This is a genomic window from Microbacterium forte (assembly GCF_031885415.1).
Taxonomy (GTDB): Bacteria; Actinomycetota; Actinomycetes; order Actinomycetales; family Microbacteriaceae; genus Microbacterium; species Microbacterium forte.
Genome location: NZ_CP116871.1, coordinates 2158117 through 2171628, shown reverse-complemented (window position 1 = coordinate 2171628; position 13512 = coordinate 2158117). Strand labels below are relative to the sequence as shown.

14 protein-coding genes are annotated in these 13512 nt (G+C 66.5%); 5 read left to right on the top strand and 9 right to left on the bottom strand.

The annotated features are described in order from the left end of the window. Window positions 1–24: 24 nt before the first annotated feature. Window positions 25–342, top strand: a complete 318-nt coding sequence (locus OB895_RS10430) for an ArsR/SmtB family transcription factor (RefSeq protein WP_040568244.1) — start codon at window positions 25–27, stop codon at window positions 340–342. Continuing rightward, on the top strand, window positions 339–1295 hold the full coding sequence (locus OB895_RS10425; RefSeq protein WP_270366663.1) for an arsenate-mycothiol transferase ArsC: 957 nt from the start codon (window positions 339–341) through the stop codon (window positions 1293–1295). Before OB895_RS10430 ends, OB895_RS10425 begins: the two co-directional genes overlap by 4 nt. Here OB895_RS10425 and OB895_RS10420 read toward each other — a convergent pair. From OB895_RS10420 to OB895_RS10400, 5 genes are all read right to left on the bottom strand, one after another. Continuing rightward, entirely contained in the window at window positions 1277–1855 is a 579-nt protein-coding gene (locus OB895_RS10420; protein WP_017201971.1) for a winged helix-turn-helix domain-containing protein, read from the bottom strand. The genes OB895_RS10425 and OB895_RS10420 overlap by 19 nt on opposite strands. A 104-nt stretch (window positions 1856–1959) precedes the next feature. Continuing rightward, window positions 1960–2733, bottom strand: coding sequence for a phosphate ABC transporter ATP-binding protein PstB (gene pstB, locus OB895_RS10415; protein ID WP_225855885.1), 774 nt, complete (start codon window positions 2731–2733; stop codon window positions 1960–1962). A gap of 92 nt (window positions 2734–2825) precedes the next feature. Further along, window positions 2826–3740: a phosphate ABC transporter permease PstA gene (pstA, locus tag OB895_RS10410; RefSeq protein WP_017201969.1), complete on the bottom strand. Its 915-nt coding sequence runs from the start codon at window positions 3738–3740 to the stop codon at window positions 2826–2828. Next, window positions 3740–4696, bottom strand: a complete 957-nt coding sequence (gene pstC, locus OB895_RS10405; protein WP_017201968.1) for a phosphate ABC transporter permease subunit PstC — start codon at window positions 4694–4696, stop codon at window positions 3740–3742. The genes pstA and pstC overlap by 1 nt, the downstream gene beginning before the upstream one ends. A 14-nt stretch (window positions 4697–4710) precedes the next feature. Then, window positions 4711–5676 carry a PstS family phosphate ABC transporter substrate-binding protein gene (locus OB895_RS10400; protein ID WP_026049689.1) on the bottom strand — a complete coding sequence of 322 codons (966 nt, stop codon included), beginning with the start codon at window positions 5674–5676 and terminating at the stop codon, window positions 4711–4713. A gap of 252 nt (window positions 5677–5928) precedes the next feature. On the opposite strand from OB895_RS10400, the gene OB895_RS10395 reads away from it, so the two are divergent. Further along, window positions 5929–7398 (top strand): FAD-dependent oxidoreductase, encoded by a 1470-nt coding sequence (locus tag OB895_RS10395; protein WP_017201966.1) that lies wholly within the window; start codon window positions 5929–5931, stop codon window positions 7396–7398. On the opposite strand, the gene OB895_RS10390 is transcribed toward OB895_RS10395, so the two are convergent. Next, a complete protein-coding gene (locus tag OB895_RS10390) occupies window positions 7372–8544 on the bottom strand; it encodes an MFS transporter (RefSeq protein ID WP_017201965.1) in 1173 nt (390 codons plus the stop codon). The genes OB895_RS10395 and OB895_RS10390 overlap by 27 nt on opposite strands. Further along, window positions 8541–8885, bottom strand: coding sequence for an ArsR/SmtB family transcription factor (locus OB895_RS10385; protein ID WP_311877373.1), 345 nt, complete (start codon window positions 8883–8885; stop codon window positions 8541–8543). The genes OB895_RS10390 and OB895_RS10385 overlap by 4 nt, the downstream gene beginning before the upstream one ends. Before the next feature lie 83 nt (window positions 8886–8968). Here OB895_RS10385 and OB895_RS10380 point away from each other — a divergent pair, with 83 nt between their 5' ends. Both OB895_RS10380 and OB895_RS10375 read left to right on the top strand, forming a co-directional pair. Beyond that, entirely contained in the window at window positions 8969–10273 is a 1305-nt protein-coding gene (locus OB895_RS10380; RefSeq protein WP_151460106.1) for an FAD-dependent oxidoreductase, read from the top strand. A gap of 61 nt (window positions 10274–10334) precedes the next feature. Further along, window positions 10335–10493, top strand: coding sequence for a hypothetical protein (locus tag OB895_RS10375; protein WP_017201962.1), 159 nt, complete (start codon window positions 10335–10337; stop codon window positions 10491–10493). Between the two features lie 96 nt (window positions 10494–10589). On the opposite strand, the gene OB895_RS10370 is transcribed toward OB895_RS10375, so the two are convergent. Together OB895_RS10370 and OB895_RS10365 are read right to left on the bottom strand one after the other, a co-directional pair. Beyond that, on the bottom strand, window positions 10590–11990 hold the full coding sequence (locus tag OB895_RS10370; RefSeq protein WP_017201961.1) for an FGGY-family carbohydrate kinase: 1401 nt from the start codon (window positions 11988–11990) through the stop codon (window positions 10590–10592). Continuing rightward, window positions 11987–13486, bottom strand: a complete 1500-nt coding sequence (locus OB895_RS10365) for an FAD-binding oxidoreductase (protein WP_017201960.1) — start codon at window positions 13484–13486, stop codon at window positions 11987–11989. Before OB895_RS10365 ends, OB895_RS10370 begins: the two co-directional genes overlap by 4 nt. Window positions 13487–13512: the final 26 nt, after the last annotated feature.

Genomic DNA, 13512 nt, shown 5'->3' with positions numbered 1-13512 from the left:
AGGTTCGGCAACTAGAATCCTGGCATGACCGCTCAGCCTGCACCGAAGCCTCGGGTCGGAGCTGCGCTCAATCGTGGTGCGGCCGAAGAGCTGGCGCGGACGCTGAGGGCGGTCGCTGATCCGACTCGTCTCCAGATTTTGAGTATCGTGCTGGGCTCGGCTGATGAACGGGCGACCGTAGGTCAACTGACGGAGGCGCTGGGGCTGCGGCAGCCGACAGTGACCCATCACGTCCGCATTCTCTTGGACGACGGGTTCCTGGCACGTGAGCAGGACGGCAAGCTCGGCTGGCTCTCCGTGCACCCGACGCGCCGCAGCGCCGTTGAGGATTTTCTGCGGTGAGCGAGGAGTCGCAGCACCGAGTGGGAAGCCCTCTCGGCGAGCGTGCTGCCCGGGAGCGCGCAGGTCAAGTGTCGGTTCTCGGTAACCCCGACACGCTCCGTGTTCTCAGCGCGCTTGCTTCCGGTATCAAAGCGCCGGACATAGCGGTTGTGCTGAATGCCGATCTCTCGGTCGTCGAGCAAGCAATCCACTCGCTGGAGCTCGTCGATCTCATCCGCAGCGATGACGATGTCTGGGTGCCGACCGTCGATGCCTGGGTCCGTTTCGGGAGACTGCTGTTGAGTGAGTCGATTGAGCCGACAACCCCCGAGGCTCCCGTCACGGCTCTCCCACGCGCTGTGGCCACCGTCGTTGACGACCTCTCTTACAGATTCAGTTCAACCTTCAGCCGCGAGACAGTGGCCGGTTATGTCGCCCAAAGCTACCTGTTGCTGAGCCAGCGAACGCGAGTGCGTGAGCACCTGTTGACGATGACCGCTCGGTACGCGGCCGACCGCTTGGACGCACTGGCGACTAGTCAGGGCCTGGTTCTCCGTGACACTCCTGAGGTCCTGTTTGTGTGCGTTCAGAACGCGGGGCGGTCGCAGATGGCTGGAGCCCTGCTACGTCATCTTTCGGGCGGCCGGGTGCACGTGCGTACCGCAGGTTCCTCACCGGCGGAGGGTGCACACCCTCGTGTTGCCGCTGCGCTCGAGGAAGTGGGCGTGGAGCTGTGGGGAGAGTTCCCGAAACCGCTGACCGATGAAGTGGTGCGTGCCGCCGACTACGTCATCACGATGGGGTGTGGGGATGCGTGCCCCGTCTTCCCTGGGCGCCGCTACATGGAGTGGGATCTACCGGATCCGTTGGAGCTCGACCAAGACGGTCTTCGTGGCGTTCGAGACGACATTCGCGCCCGGGTGCTACAACTCCTGGTCGAGCTCAAAGTGGAGCCTCAGGACGCGAGCCGGTAGCCGGCGACTCGCACCGTCTCGATGAGGGCTTGTGCGGGGGCGAAAGTCGCCAGCCGTGCGCGCAGCTTCGTCATGGCGACGCGAACAGAGGCGTGCGGATCCTCAAGGTCGGAGCCGAAGGCGAGGGCGAGTGTGTCAATGCTCACGCTCTCCGGGTACGCGCGCATGATCTGATGCAGGAGTTCGAATTCGCGCGGAGGAAGCAACAGCGCATGCTTCTGCCAACGGAGGCTGCGGTGCGTGATGTCGAGGGTCAGTTCCCCGAATCGGAGGGTGCGGTCCAGCGGCCCTGTCCGTGGGTGCAAGCGGGCCAATTCACGCAATCGGTCGGGGGTGATGGGGAGGCGGATGGTGCCACGCATTCCTGCCCGCATCGCGGCTTCAATCATCGACGTCTCCGTGTCTTCGCTCACCCCGAAGAAGATCGGTCCTCCGCACACCGGCTCGGCGATCTGCACGATGGCCGCCAGCCGGTCAACTGACTCCCCGCCGGCGAGGACGAGCGACGCCTCGTAGTCGTGGGCCAAGTCTGCCAGCGCATCGACGATCTCAGCGTGCACCGCTATCGGGACGCCTGCATGCCTGAACTCAGCGAAGCTTCCACGAAGGATCTCCGAACTGCGTCCGTGCAGAACGAACCGCGGGTCACCACCAGACGGGGAGGTCATCCGAATCGTCCGCTGATGTAGTCCTCCGTGCGCTGGTCTTGCGGCTGCTCGAAGATGTTGCGGGTGAGGTCGTACTCGACGAGCACGCCGGTGCGGTCACCGGTGCTTTCGTCGGCGAGGGCGGTGAAGAATGCGGTGCGATCGGCCACGCGTGCTGCCTGCTGCATGTTGTGGGTGACGATGATGATCGTGTAGTCCTTGCGGAGCTCGTGCATGAGGTCTTCGATCCGAGACGTGGCGATCGGGTCAAGGGCGGAGCAGGGCTCGTCCATCAGGATCACGTCGGGTTGCACGGCGATCGTCCGCGCGATGCACAGGCGCTGCTGTTGACCACCGGAGAGACCGAACGCGGATTGTTTGAGCTTGTCCCTCACCTCGCCCCAGAGCGCGGAGCGGGTCAGTGCCTCTTCGACGAGGTCGTCCATGTTGTCGACTTTCATCCCGGTGACCCGGGGGCCGTAGGCGATGTTGTCGTAGATCGATTTCGGGAACGGGTTGGGCTTTTGGAACACCATGCCGATCCGCCGACGAACCTCGATCGGATCCACGGCCTTGGCATAGATGTCCTCGTCTTGGAAGAGGACGGTGCCCTCCACGCGGGCACCATCGACGAGGTCGTTCATACGGTTCAGGGAGCGCAACAGCGTTGATTTTCCGCAGCCGGAGGGTCCGATTAGCGCGGTGATCTCGTTACGCCCGAACTCGAGGTTGACGCCGGTCACGGCCCGGAAGTCGCCGTAGTACACATTGACGTCTTCGCAGCGGATCAGGCCACTGGGGGTGGCGGCGAGCCGTCGTGTTTCTGCGGCATGGAAGTTCGTGTGCGTCGCTGTCGCGGCGCTGCCTGTGGGAGTGCTCATGGTTACCACCGTTTCTGGAACTTGTTGCGGATGAAGATCGCGAGAGCGTTCATCAGGATGAGGACGGCGAGCAGCAGGATGCTGGTGGCGCCGGCGAGTTCGTGGAACCCTTCTTGCGGGCGGCCGGTCCAGTTGAAGATCTGGATCGGCAGCGTGGTGTAGCCACTGAGGAGCCCGTTCGGGTCGAAGGTGATGTACACCAGCGCGCCGAGCACGAGCAGCGGGGCGGCCTCCCCGAGTGCGCGGGAGAGCGCGAGGATGGAGCCGGTCGCGATCCCGGGAACGGATGCGGGGAGCACCTGTCTCCACGTCGTCTGCCATTGGGTGGCGCCGAGTGCGAGGGATCCGTCGCGAATCTCTCGCGGGACCGCGCGCAGTGCTTCTCTGGTCGCGATGATGATCACCGGCAGGATGAGCAGCGTCAGGGCGAACGCCCCGCCGATGACGATGTTTTTGTTGGTGACGCCGAGCATCGAGAGGAAGGCGAGCGCGAGCAGCCCGTACACGATCGAGGGCACTGCGGCGAGGTTCTGCACGTTGAGTTCGATGAACCGGTTGAACCACCGCTTCCGGTCGGCGAACTCTTCCAGGTGCACGGCGGCGGCGATCCCGAGCGGGAGTGTCATCACGGCGGTCGCACCGATGGCCCACACGGATCCGAGGATGGCGGGCCGGGCTCCGGCCTCGTCAGGGTCGGCGGAGGGGAAGTTGAACAGCAGCGCCGTGGAGAGCTTGTTCTGCCCGGTGAGGAAGATCGTGATCAGCAGTGTGATGAGCACCGCGAATGCGACGAACAGGGAGAGCCACAGCAGCACAAGGAACGCGAGTGCGCTCGGTCGCATCTCACCGTTGCGGCCGGTCGCGATGGGGGCCGAGGCGCGCAACGGTTGCGTCGCGGTCGTCGAGGTGGGGGACATCAGTAGGCCTCCCGGAAGCGGCGGACGAATCGGATGCTGATGAAGTTGATCAGCAGGGTGATGAGGAACAGCAGCAGCCCGACCGCGAACAACGTGTTGTATTCGAGGCTCCCGACACGGGAGTCGCCGAGGGCGGCGTTGGCGATGAATCCCGTCATCGTCTGCCCCTGATCGAGCGGGTTGGTGACGAGCTGTGCTTGGTTGCCGGCGGCGATGGCGACGATCATGGTTTCGCCGACCGCTCGGGAGATGCCCAGCACGACGGCCGCGACGATCCCGGACAGGGCGGCGGGGAACACGACACGGAGGGTGGTCTGCATCCGGTTCGCTCCGAGCGCGGCGCTGCCCTGGCGGAGCGCCTGCGGGACAGCGGACATGGCGTCTTCTGCGATCGACGCGATCGTCGGGATGATCATCACACCCATAACGAGGCCCGCCGCGAGGACACTGAACGCCCCGGTCGGAAGGTGGAGCCAGTCCCGCAGGACGGTGCCTTGCACGAACTGCAGGGCGAAGAATCCGTAGACGACCGTGGGGATGCCAGCGAGGATCTCGAGCAAGGGCTTGAGGACCTTGCGGACGCGGGGGCGGGCGTACTCGGCGAGCAGCGTTGCAGCCCCGAGCCCGAACGGCACCGCCACGAGCAGCGCGATGAGCGTGGTCCACAACGTCGCGGTGACCAGGGGCAGCACGCCGAACGATGCGTCGGCGAAGCGCGGCGCCCACCGGGTGCCGAACAGGAACTCCAGGACCGGGACCTCGGCGAAGAAGCTCAGCGACGGGATAAGCAGCGCGATGAGGATCCCTACCGTCGTCACGACGGTGACGGCTGCAGCCAGGCGCAGGGCGAGCTTGATGAGGAACTCGCCGGGGCGGCGGCGGCCGGCGAAGCTGCTGGCGGGGGCAGGGGCCCGGCCGGAAGCCGGACCCCCACGCCGTTCAATGATGGCGGTCATGGAGAGTGCGGTGCTCAGCCGAGCGAGGCGAGCTCGTCGGTGGCGATGGTGACCTGCTCCTCGGTCAGCGGCACGAACAGTGCACGCTCAGCGATCTCCGCGGAGTTGGCGACGTAGAAGTCGATGAACGACTTCACCTGCTCCTTGTCGACGTACGAAGCGTTGTTGACGTAGATGAACAGGGGGCGACCCAGCGGCGTGTAGGTGCCGTCCTGCACGGTCTCGGTGCTCGGCAGGACGCCGTCGACGGCGACTGCCTTGATGACGCCTTCGTTCTCCTCAACGTAGCTGAGACCGAGGAACCCGATTGCGCCGACGTCTCCGGCGACACCCTGGATGGTGATGTTGTCATCTTCGGAGGGGCTGTAGTCGGTGCGGATCGCACCGTCCTCGCCGTTGATCGCCTCGGTGAAATAGTCGAACGTTCCTGAGTCGGTGCCGGCGCCGAAGAGCGTGATGGCCTGGTCGGGGAAACTGGAATCGACCTGATTCCAGTTCGTGATCTCGCCTTCCGCTTCGGGACCCCAGATCAGGTTGAGCTGCTCGACGGTCAAGTCCTCCGCCCAGTCATTCTCCGGGTTCACGATGACCGACAGGCCATCGTTGGCGGCGATGATCTCGGTGTACTCGATGCCAGCGGCCTCGCACTCGGCGGCCTCCTCGTCCTTGATCGGACGTGACGCGTTGGACACATCCGTTTCACCGGCGCAGAACGTCTTGAAGCCACCACCGGTTCCCGACGTCGCGACCGAGACGTTCACGCCGCTCTCCTCGTCGCGGAACAGATCGGCGGCGGCCTCAGTCAGCGGGGCGACGGTCGATGAACCGTCGGTGTTCACCGAACCGGTCAGTCCGCCTCCGCTCGCGCCGGATCCAGAGGTGTCGCCACCAGAGGACTGCCCGCCGCACCCGCTCAGGGCTAGTGCCCCGATCACGACCAATGCGGTGGACGCGAAGATCTTTGCTGTGGACTTTCGCACGTGTGCTTCCTTCATCTCAGGTATTCGAGGGATGAAGCAGTCAAATCGCCGCTTCACATAGATGCTTGTCTATCCGACGTAGTTATAGAAGGCTATCTATATGAACGCGGGGTGAACGGGGGCGAAAGGGTTCGTTGATCTTCCCGCCCGGGTGTCGGATCGTGCCGTGATCGACGCGATGATCAGGTGCGCGGACGTCGCGCGCGTCAGTGAGGCTTCGCAGGCGGCGAGGTCTCGACAGAAAGGACTCACATGCACCTGGTCGTGATCGGGGGAAGTGACGCAGGAATCTCCGCGGCGCTCCGTGCCCGAGAGGTGGACGAATCCGCTGATGTGACGGTCGTCGTTGCCGATGCATACCCGAACTTCTCGATCTGTGGCATCCCTTACTACTTCTCGCGGGAGGTGCAACCGTGGCAGTCGCTCGCACATCGCACGCTTGCCGATCTGGAAGCGGCCGGTCTCCAGGTGCGCACCAACACGCTCGCGACGGGCATCAGCGTCAATGCCCGCACACTCACCGTGCGGAACAACGGTGGAGCGGAGTCCGCCATTCCTTACGATGCGCTCGTCGTCGGGACGGGCGCATCCGCCTCGACGGCGGGTATCCACGGGACCGACCGGCTCGGGCCTGCGGACGGGGTGCATACGCTCCACACGATGGGTGACACCTTCGCTCTTGAGAACTACCTCGATGAGCATCAACCGTCGACGGCAATCATCATCGGCGCGGGGTACGTTGGCCTCGAGATGGCCGAAGCGCTCACCATCCGCGGGCTCCAGGTCACGCAGCTGCAACGCGGACCCCAGGTGCTCTCCACCCTCGACACGGAACTCGGAGCGCTCGTGCGCGACGAGCTCGACCGCAACGGCGTCACGGTGGAAACGGGCATGCAGGTGCACGATATCGGCCGCGACAGCGGGCTCCTCGCGGTCCAGGGCACCCGCGACGGTGCCCCGTTCGTGCGTCGCGCCGAGCTGGTCCTCGTCGTGGTGGGTGTGCGCCCCAATGTGGAGCTCCTCACCGGAATCGGGGCACGAACCGGAGCCGGCGGCGCCGTCATCGTGGACGAACGGATGCAGACAGGGATCCCGCAGATCTGGGCGGGCGGGGACGGTGTGATCACCCGTCATCGCCTTCTCGGCGACACGTATCTTCCGCTCGGCACGACCGCGCACAAACAAGGGCGAGTCGCGGGCGCGAACGCGGTCGGCGCCGATGCGCGATTCCACGGCAGCCTGGGAACCCAGGTCGTGAAGGTGTTCGACCTGGTGGCTGCCCGCACGGGCCTTCGAGATCACGAAGCCGAAACCGCGGGGCATCGACCGCACAGCCACACCGTCACTGCCGACGACCACAAGCGCTACTACCCCGGTGCCACCCCCATCCACATCCGCGTGACCGGAGACTTCGAATCGGGGCGTCTCCTCGGCGCGCAACTGCTCGGATCGCGCAGCGCCGAGATATCCAAGCGCGTCGATACGTTCGCGACAGCACTGCACCACAGCATGTCCGTAGACGCGATCAGCGACCTCGACCTGTCCTATACCCCGCCGCTCGGCTCCCCCTGGGATGCGGTGCAGATCGCTACCCAAGCGTGGAGCACGTCAACCCGCGCAGCGGGATCAACGACCCCTGTCCACGCCGGTGCGTCTCGCAGCTCGGAGGCGGGCGGCATTGACCGGGCGGCGAGATCAGGTGAAGCGGGCGAAAATGAGTGAAAGCCCGGCGAACCCGACAGCAACCCATGCCATGGCGGAGTACGACCCCGTCGCCACCGCGATGAGCGGGCCGAGTGCGGGACCGACCGCACCGATCGCCGTGATCGGTGCGGCGAAGACACCATTGATCGAGCCGTAGTTCCGCGTGCCCCACCGGTCAGCGACGGCAGAGCCCTGCACGAGCGTCTGTGCACCGCGCACGGCTCCGACCCCCACGCCGATACTGATGAGCAGCCACGGCGGCCCAGGCACGATCGCGAGCAGAGCAAGCCCGATGACGCTCAGCCCCGCCGTCGCCGCCAACGCCACCCAGGGTGCGGCGGCGTGTGGGATGGCGACATACAGCAGTCGGCCGATCACCTGGCCGGCGCCGAGCAGCCCCAGCGCCCAAGCGGCGACCTCGTACGTCATCCCCTTCTCAGTGAACAGAGGAATGATCGCGAGTGTGACGCTGAACAGCGCCGCCGCCAAGGTGAGCATCGACGCCTCAAGCATCCAGAAGCGCCGCGTGCGCACCACGCTCGCCACCGTATGGTGATCGGCCGACGCATCATGGACGACGGGCGGCCAGGACGACTCGAGAAAGAACCAGTGCAGCGGTGTGGTCGTCACCACGAGGACGACGGCGAGGACAAGAAACACCGACCGCCAATCCATCACCGTCAGCAACACGGCGACGATAGGAGCGAAGACGGTCGACGCCAATCCTCCCGCGAGGGTGAGGATCGTCATCGCACCCCGGCGGCGGTCTCCATACCGGCGAGCGATCACCGTGAACGCGGCCTGGTACAACACCGCGGCCTGCGCGGTCCCCGCCACGATCCACCCCGCCGTGAACACGACAAGATTCGGCGCGGCCGCGACGATGACCAGCCCACCCGCACCGACAATGCTTCCCACGGTCATGATCATCCGAGGCCCACGCTCGTCGAGCCAGCGCCCGACAACGACGCCCGCGATCGCCGACGCAGCGAGTCCACCCGAGAACGACAACGTCACCAGCGCCACGGGCCACCCTGTCGCGTCCGCGATCGCGGGCGAGGCGACGATCAACGCATAGAACAGAACCCCCCAGCTGATGACCTGCCCCAGCGACAGCGCGACAAGCCGCCCCCCGAACCGGGAGCCCGGGGCCCGGGCCGTCACACCGAACGCAGGGTGTCCGCGGCGGCGTCCAGCGCCCCGTCGGTGATCGCGAAGTATGCCCACTTCCCTCGCTGCTCGCGGGTGACAAGCCCCGCGTCGGCGAGCAACTTCATGTGGTGCGACACCGTGCCCTGCGACAGTCCGACCGGCGCGGTGAGGTCGCAGATGCACGCCTCCCCACCGTCACCGGCGGCAATCAGCGACAACAGGCGCACCCGTGTCGGATCCCCGAGCGCTTTGAACACCCGTGCGACGCGCTCCGCGTCCTCGACCGTGATCGCTGCTGTCACCCGAGGGGCGCAGCAGGACTTCGAGGTGTCGAGGGTGGCAGGAAGACTCATGACACCAGTATCGCACGCATTGACAAACTTCGATAGGAGGAGCAGGCTATTCATATTGAAGTTTTTCGATTTGAGGAGATGTGATGAACGAGCTTCCCGTCGTAGTCATCGGCGCCGGCCCCCAAGGGCTTGCTGCGGCCGCCCACCTGACGGAGCGTGGCATCGCCGTGACGGTCGTTGAGCGAGGCGATGAGCCAGCTGCTGCGGTGTCCGAGTGGGGGCATGTGCGCCTGTTCTCCAGCTGGCCGGAACTCACCGACACGGCCGCCCGGCGTCTGCTGGAGCCGACCGGGTGGACCGCACCGCACTCGGGCTACCCCACGGGAGCCGAATGGGTCGCCGGCTACCTGGACCCGCTCGCCCGCGTCTTCGGTGACCGCGTCGTCTACTCGACGACCGTCACCGGTGTCGCCCGCAAGGGCCGGGATCTGATGGTCGACAGCGGCCGTAAGGGGCAGCCGTTCATCGTGCATACCCGGGACACGCAGGGGGCAGAAGGGCGGATCTCCGCGCGCGCCGTCATCGACGCCAGCGGCACATGGACGCTCCCGAACCCTGCCGGGGCGGACGGGCTGCCCGCGCTCGGCGAGCGGGCCGCGGTCGCGGCCTCACGGATCTCGTACCGCATCCCGGAGGATGTCTCCGCGTGTGCGGGGCAGCACCTGGTCGTGATCGGTGCCGGGCACTCCGCAGTGCATGCCGTCCTCCGGCTGAGCGAGCTGGCGCGCAGAACCCCAGGCACCCGGGTGACGTGGCTGCTGCGTCGCGGTACGACGGGCAACGTCTTGGGTGGTGGAGCGGGCGATGAACTGCCCGAGCGTGCAGCTCTGGGCACCCGAGCGCGCAAGGTGATCGAAGCCGGTGTTGTCGAGGTGGTGACGGGCTTCCGCGTCGCCGAGTTCCACGACGAGGCGGCGGGGCTGCGCATCGTCGCGGAGAACGGCAAGGAGGTCGACGGGGTGTCCCGCGTGTTCGCGCTGACCGGATTCCGCCCCGATGTGAGCATCCTGTCGGAGATGCGCATCGACCTGGATGCGTCCTTGGAGGCGGTCGCCGGGATCGCGGAAGAGATCAATCCGAACGTCCACTCCTGCGGATCGATCGGCGCCACCGGGGCCCGCGACCTCACCCAGCCCGAGCCGGACTTCTTCATCGTCGGCGCGAAAAGCTACGGGCGCGCCCCCACCTTCCTCGCTCTCACCGGGTTCGAGCAGGTTCGCAGCGTCGCCGCCCACCTCGCGGGCGACCATGCAGGCGCCGAGCGCAATGAGCTCGTCCTTCCCGACACCGGCGTCTGCGGCGGATCCGGAGACTTCGACGGGGCCGGCAGCAGCTGCTGCGCAGCGCCCGTCATCCAGCTCGAGCCCACCCGCGTCGCCGTCGGCTGACCGGCCGCTCGAACCACCACCCAGCGCCCCGCGGGGCGCAATCAACCCAAGGAGTACTCACATGGCCAACCAGCTGATCGAGAAGAACGTCACGATCGAAGACCCCCGCGACGGCACCCCGCTCGCCGTCACCATCCAGCTCGAGCTGGATCTGTCCGACTGTGCATGCACGCCGCGCACGCCCTCCCTGGGCAACCCAGTTGGATACGGCTCCAAGTAGACCTGGACGTCGAACCTCGGCCCCGCGAAGGGGAGCTCTTCCACCTCGGGCGAGCTCCCCTTCTGCATGTATCGCGGGACATCTGCCGTGAGTGGCTTATGGGGAGAACAGCGTCCGCACGCGGGGAATCACTCGTCTGTACGTCTGACGGACTTCCCCGTACGCGCTGACGAGTTCGAGGTCGGGCTGAATTTCTTGTCCTGTCCCCACCATGGCAGTGATGGCGTCAGCCCAGGTGGGGTGCAGCCCCGTCCCGACGGCCGCGCAGATCGCTGCCCCCATACCAGCTGCGTCACGTACACGGGGTGTGCGCACGGGTACCCCATATACGGCAGCCAGGATGCGCAGCATGAGATCCGATTCGCTTCCACCGCCGGTGACGATGAGGGAACGACGGTCTCGCCCGAGCGCGCGGCGCGCACGGGCGTCAGCGCTCTCGGTCTCGATCGCGAGCGCCTCGAGGATCGCCCGATAGATGTGGAACCGTCCCTGCGTGCCGTCGAAGCCGACCAGCGCCCCGCGCCGCCACGGCTCATCCGCGGGCGCGAGCCAGTCCAGAGCAGCGACGAGGCCGCCCGCGCCAGCCGGGACGTTGTCGGCACCGCGGTTGAGGTCATCTTCCGACGTTGCCTCGATGGACCCGGATACGACGTCGCGGAACCAGCTGACCGTCCACATGCCGCGTCGCACTCCGGCGCTTTCGTAGAGGTATCCGCCGGGCTGTGACGAGAAGTTCGTCCACACGTCTGGATGCGGTGGCAGCGGACGATCCCCTGGCGTCATGGTCGCGACGTACGTGCCCAGGGACAACAATGCGTCCCCCTCGTCCTGGAGCCCTGCACCCAGGGCTTCGACGGCCTTGTCGTTCGACGTCGCGATCACGGGGATTCCCGCGGGCAGACCGAGCAGCAGTGCTACCTCGGAGGCGAGAGTGCCGAGTGCCTCGCCTGGAGCGACCAGGTCGAACAACATCTCCCGTCCCAGACCCACACGCTCATACTCGGCGGCATCCATGCTCCAGGCCCAGTGTGCAGTGTCGATAGGCCAGCTGCCCTGTACGTTGCCCGCGGCATCCTGGCGCTCTCCGGTGAGCTTGTGAGTGATGTACCCCGACGAAGTTGTGACGTACACCGCCTCGTCGGTTTCACGCTCGTACGCGCGCGGCAGACGCTCGTCCATCCAGCTCATGACCGGCTGGGCGAGCGATCCGTCAGCGCGCAGCACGGCCCGGCAGAAGCGGATCGTGCACAGGCCGATGCCGCGGATCTCGGCCGGATCCCCCGCGAAGTCGGCGACCGCGGCGCGCGTCGCGGCGACGATCGAGTCCCACAGGTCGTCGTCCGGATGCTCCCATCGACCCGGCGCGGGCGACGAATACGGCCGCAGCGCGACACGGGCGCTCGCGTGCACGGTCCCGTCGCCGTCGACGATCAGGACCTTCGTGCTCTGCGAGCCGTTGTCGATCGCGACGACGTACCCCGCCGCCGACGCGCTCACGCCCGCGTCGCCATCTCGGCCTCGGGCGTGGCGACGTCGTCCAGGGGATAGATGGTCCCGCGGTTCATGATCCCGCGCGGGTCGAGCCCGTCCTTGAGGGTGCGCAGCAGCCGGTAGGCGCTGCCGTGCTCCTCATGTGTCCACGGCGTGCGGTACTTGCCGATGCCGTGGTGGTGCACCATGGAGCCGCCGAGGCGCAGTGCCTCCTCCACGACGATCGCGTTGAGGGGCTCGTGGTACTCGGTGATCTCTTCGCGCGGCTCGCAGGCGATGTCGTAGTCGTAGACGAAGTACAAGTTGGTGCCGGTCTGGTAGCTGTGCGAGGAGTGCGCGCCGAGCATCCGCAGGTCCGCCGCGCGCGGGAACTCGGTGCGTGCGCGGCGCATGACGGACTCGAACAGTTCCTCGACGCCTGACCAGTCGATCGATACCTCGGTCGTGTAGCCGAGGCGCGCCTTCTCGAGCATCTCGCGCTTCTCGGCGTCGATCTTGTCCTGCCCCCAATTGAGGTTGTCGAACCAGTTCTCGATCAGTGCGGGGTCGACCTTCTCGTGCGGGATGCTGGCGAAGATTTCCTCGACGCCGGCGGCTGTGGCGTCGGCCACGCCCTTCGGTCCTTCGGCGACGACCACGACCACGGCCTTGCCGTCGGCGAAGTGCGAGAAGTGCTGCGCGGCGTCCTCCTCGGAGTACGCGCGTGCCACCGACGGGCGGTAGCCGGCGACGATGATCTCGCGGAGACCTGCCACGCCCGCCGGGAGCGAGTCGACGAGGTACCCGAGGAAACGATTGTTCTCCGGCTGGTAGGTGAACACCTTGACGGTGACCTCGGTGATGACGGCAAGCGCGCCCTCGTTGCCGATCATGATGTGGCGGATGTCGGGTCCGGCGGCGCGTCGCGGCACGTTCTTGATGCGTACGACCTCGCCGTCGGGCAGCACGGCTTCGAGCCCGATCACCATGTCCTCGATCCCGCCGTACAGCGTGGAGAACTGGCCGATGGACCGGGTCGCGACCAGTCCACCCATCTGCGCGAGCGGCTTCGACTGCGGTGAGTGCCCCGTCGTGAGGCCCTGCGCCCGAAGGGTGTCTTCGAGCAGCTGCAGCGGAACGCCGCACTGGGCCGTGACCATCATGTCGACGGGGTCGATGTCGAGGATCGCGTCCATTCGCGAGCCGTCGAGCACGATCGAATCCTCGACGATCGTCTCGAGTCCGCCCTCGGTCGCGGTGCGGCCGGTGCGGGGCACGACGTTGACGAGGTTCTCGTCCGCGAACGCGAGGATCGCCGACACGTCGGCGGTGGACCGCGCGTAGGCGATCGCGGAGGGGATCGGACCGTCGAAGATGCCGTGCACGGATGTGTACTTCTTGAAGCGGTCGACGCTCGCCTCGCGCAGCGCCTGCGCCTCGGTCTCGACCTGGTCGGTGCCGAGGATCTCCTGCAGTCGGGTGACGATCTCCTCACGTGAGAGAGCGGATCGTGAAGTGACCATGGGGAAGGTGTCCTGTTCGTTGAGGG

Excerpts from the sequence above, each read along its gene's own strand:
- OB895_RS10430 (WP_040568244.1), top strand. The coding sequence starts at position 25 with ATGACCGCTCAGCCTGCACCGAAGCCTCGGGTCGGAGCTGCGCTCAAT.
- OB895_RS10395 (WP_017201966.1), top strand. The coding sequence starts at position 5,929 with ATGCACCTGGTCGTGATCGGGGGAAGTGACGCAGGAATCTCCGCGGCG.
- OB895_RS10385 (WP_311877373.1), bottom strand. The coding sequence starts at position 8,885 with ATGAGTCTTCCTGCCACCCTCGACACCTCGAAGTCCTGCTGCGCCCCT.
- pstA (WP_017201969.1), bottom strand. The coding sequence starts at position 3,740 with ATGTCCCCCACCTCGACGACCGCGACGCAACCGTTGCGCGCCTCGGCC.
- OB895_RS10380 (WP_151460106.1), top strand. The coding sequence starts at position 8,969 with ATGAACGAGCTTCCCGTCGTAGTCATCGGCGCCGGCCCCCAAGGGCTT.
- OB895_RS10375 (WP_017201962.1), top strand. The coding sequence starts at position 10,335 with ATGGCCAACCAGCTGATCGAGAAGAACGTCACGATCGAAGACCCCCGC.
- OB895_RS10365 (WP_017201960.1), bottom strand. The coding sequence starts at position 13,486 with ATGGTCACTTCACGATCCGCTCTCTCACGTGAGGAGATCGTCACCCGA.
- pstC (WP_017201968.1), bottom strand. The coding sequence starts at position 4,696 with ATGACCGCCATCATTGAACGGCGTGGGGGTCCGGCTTCCGGCCGGGCC.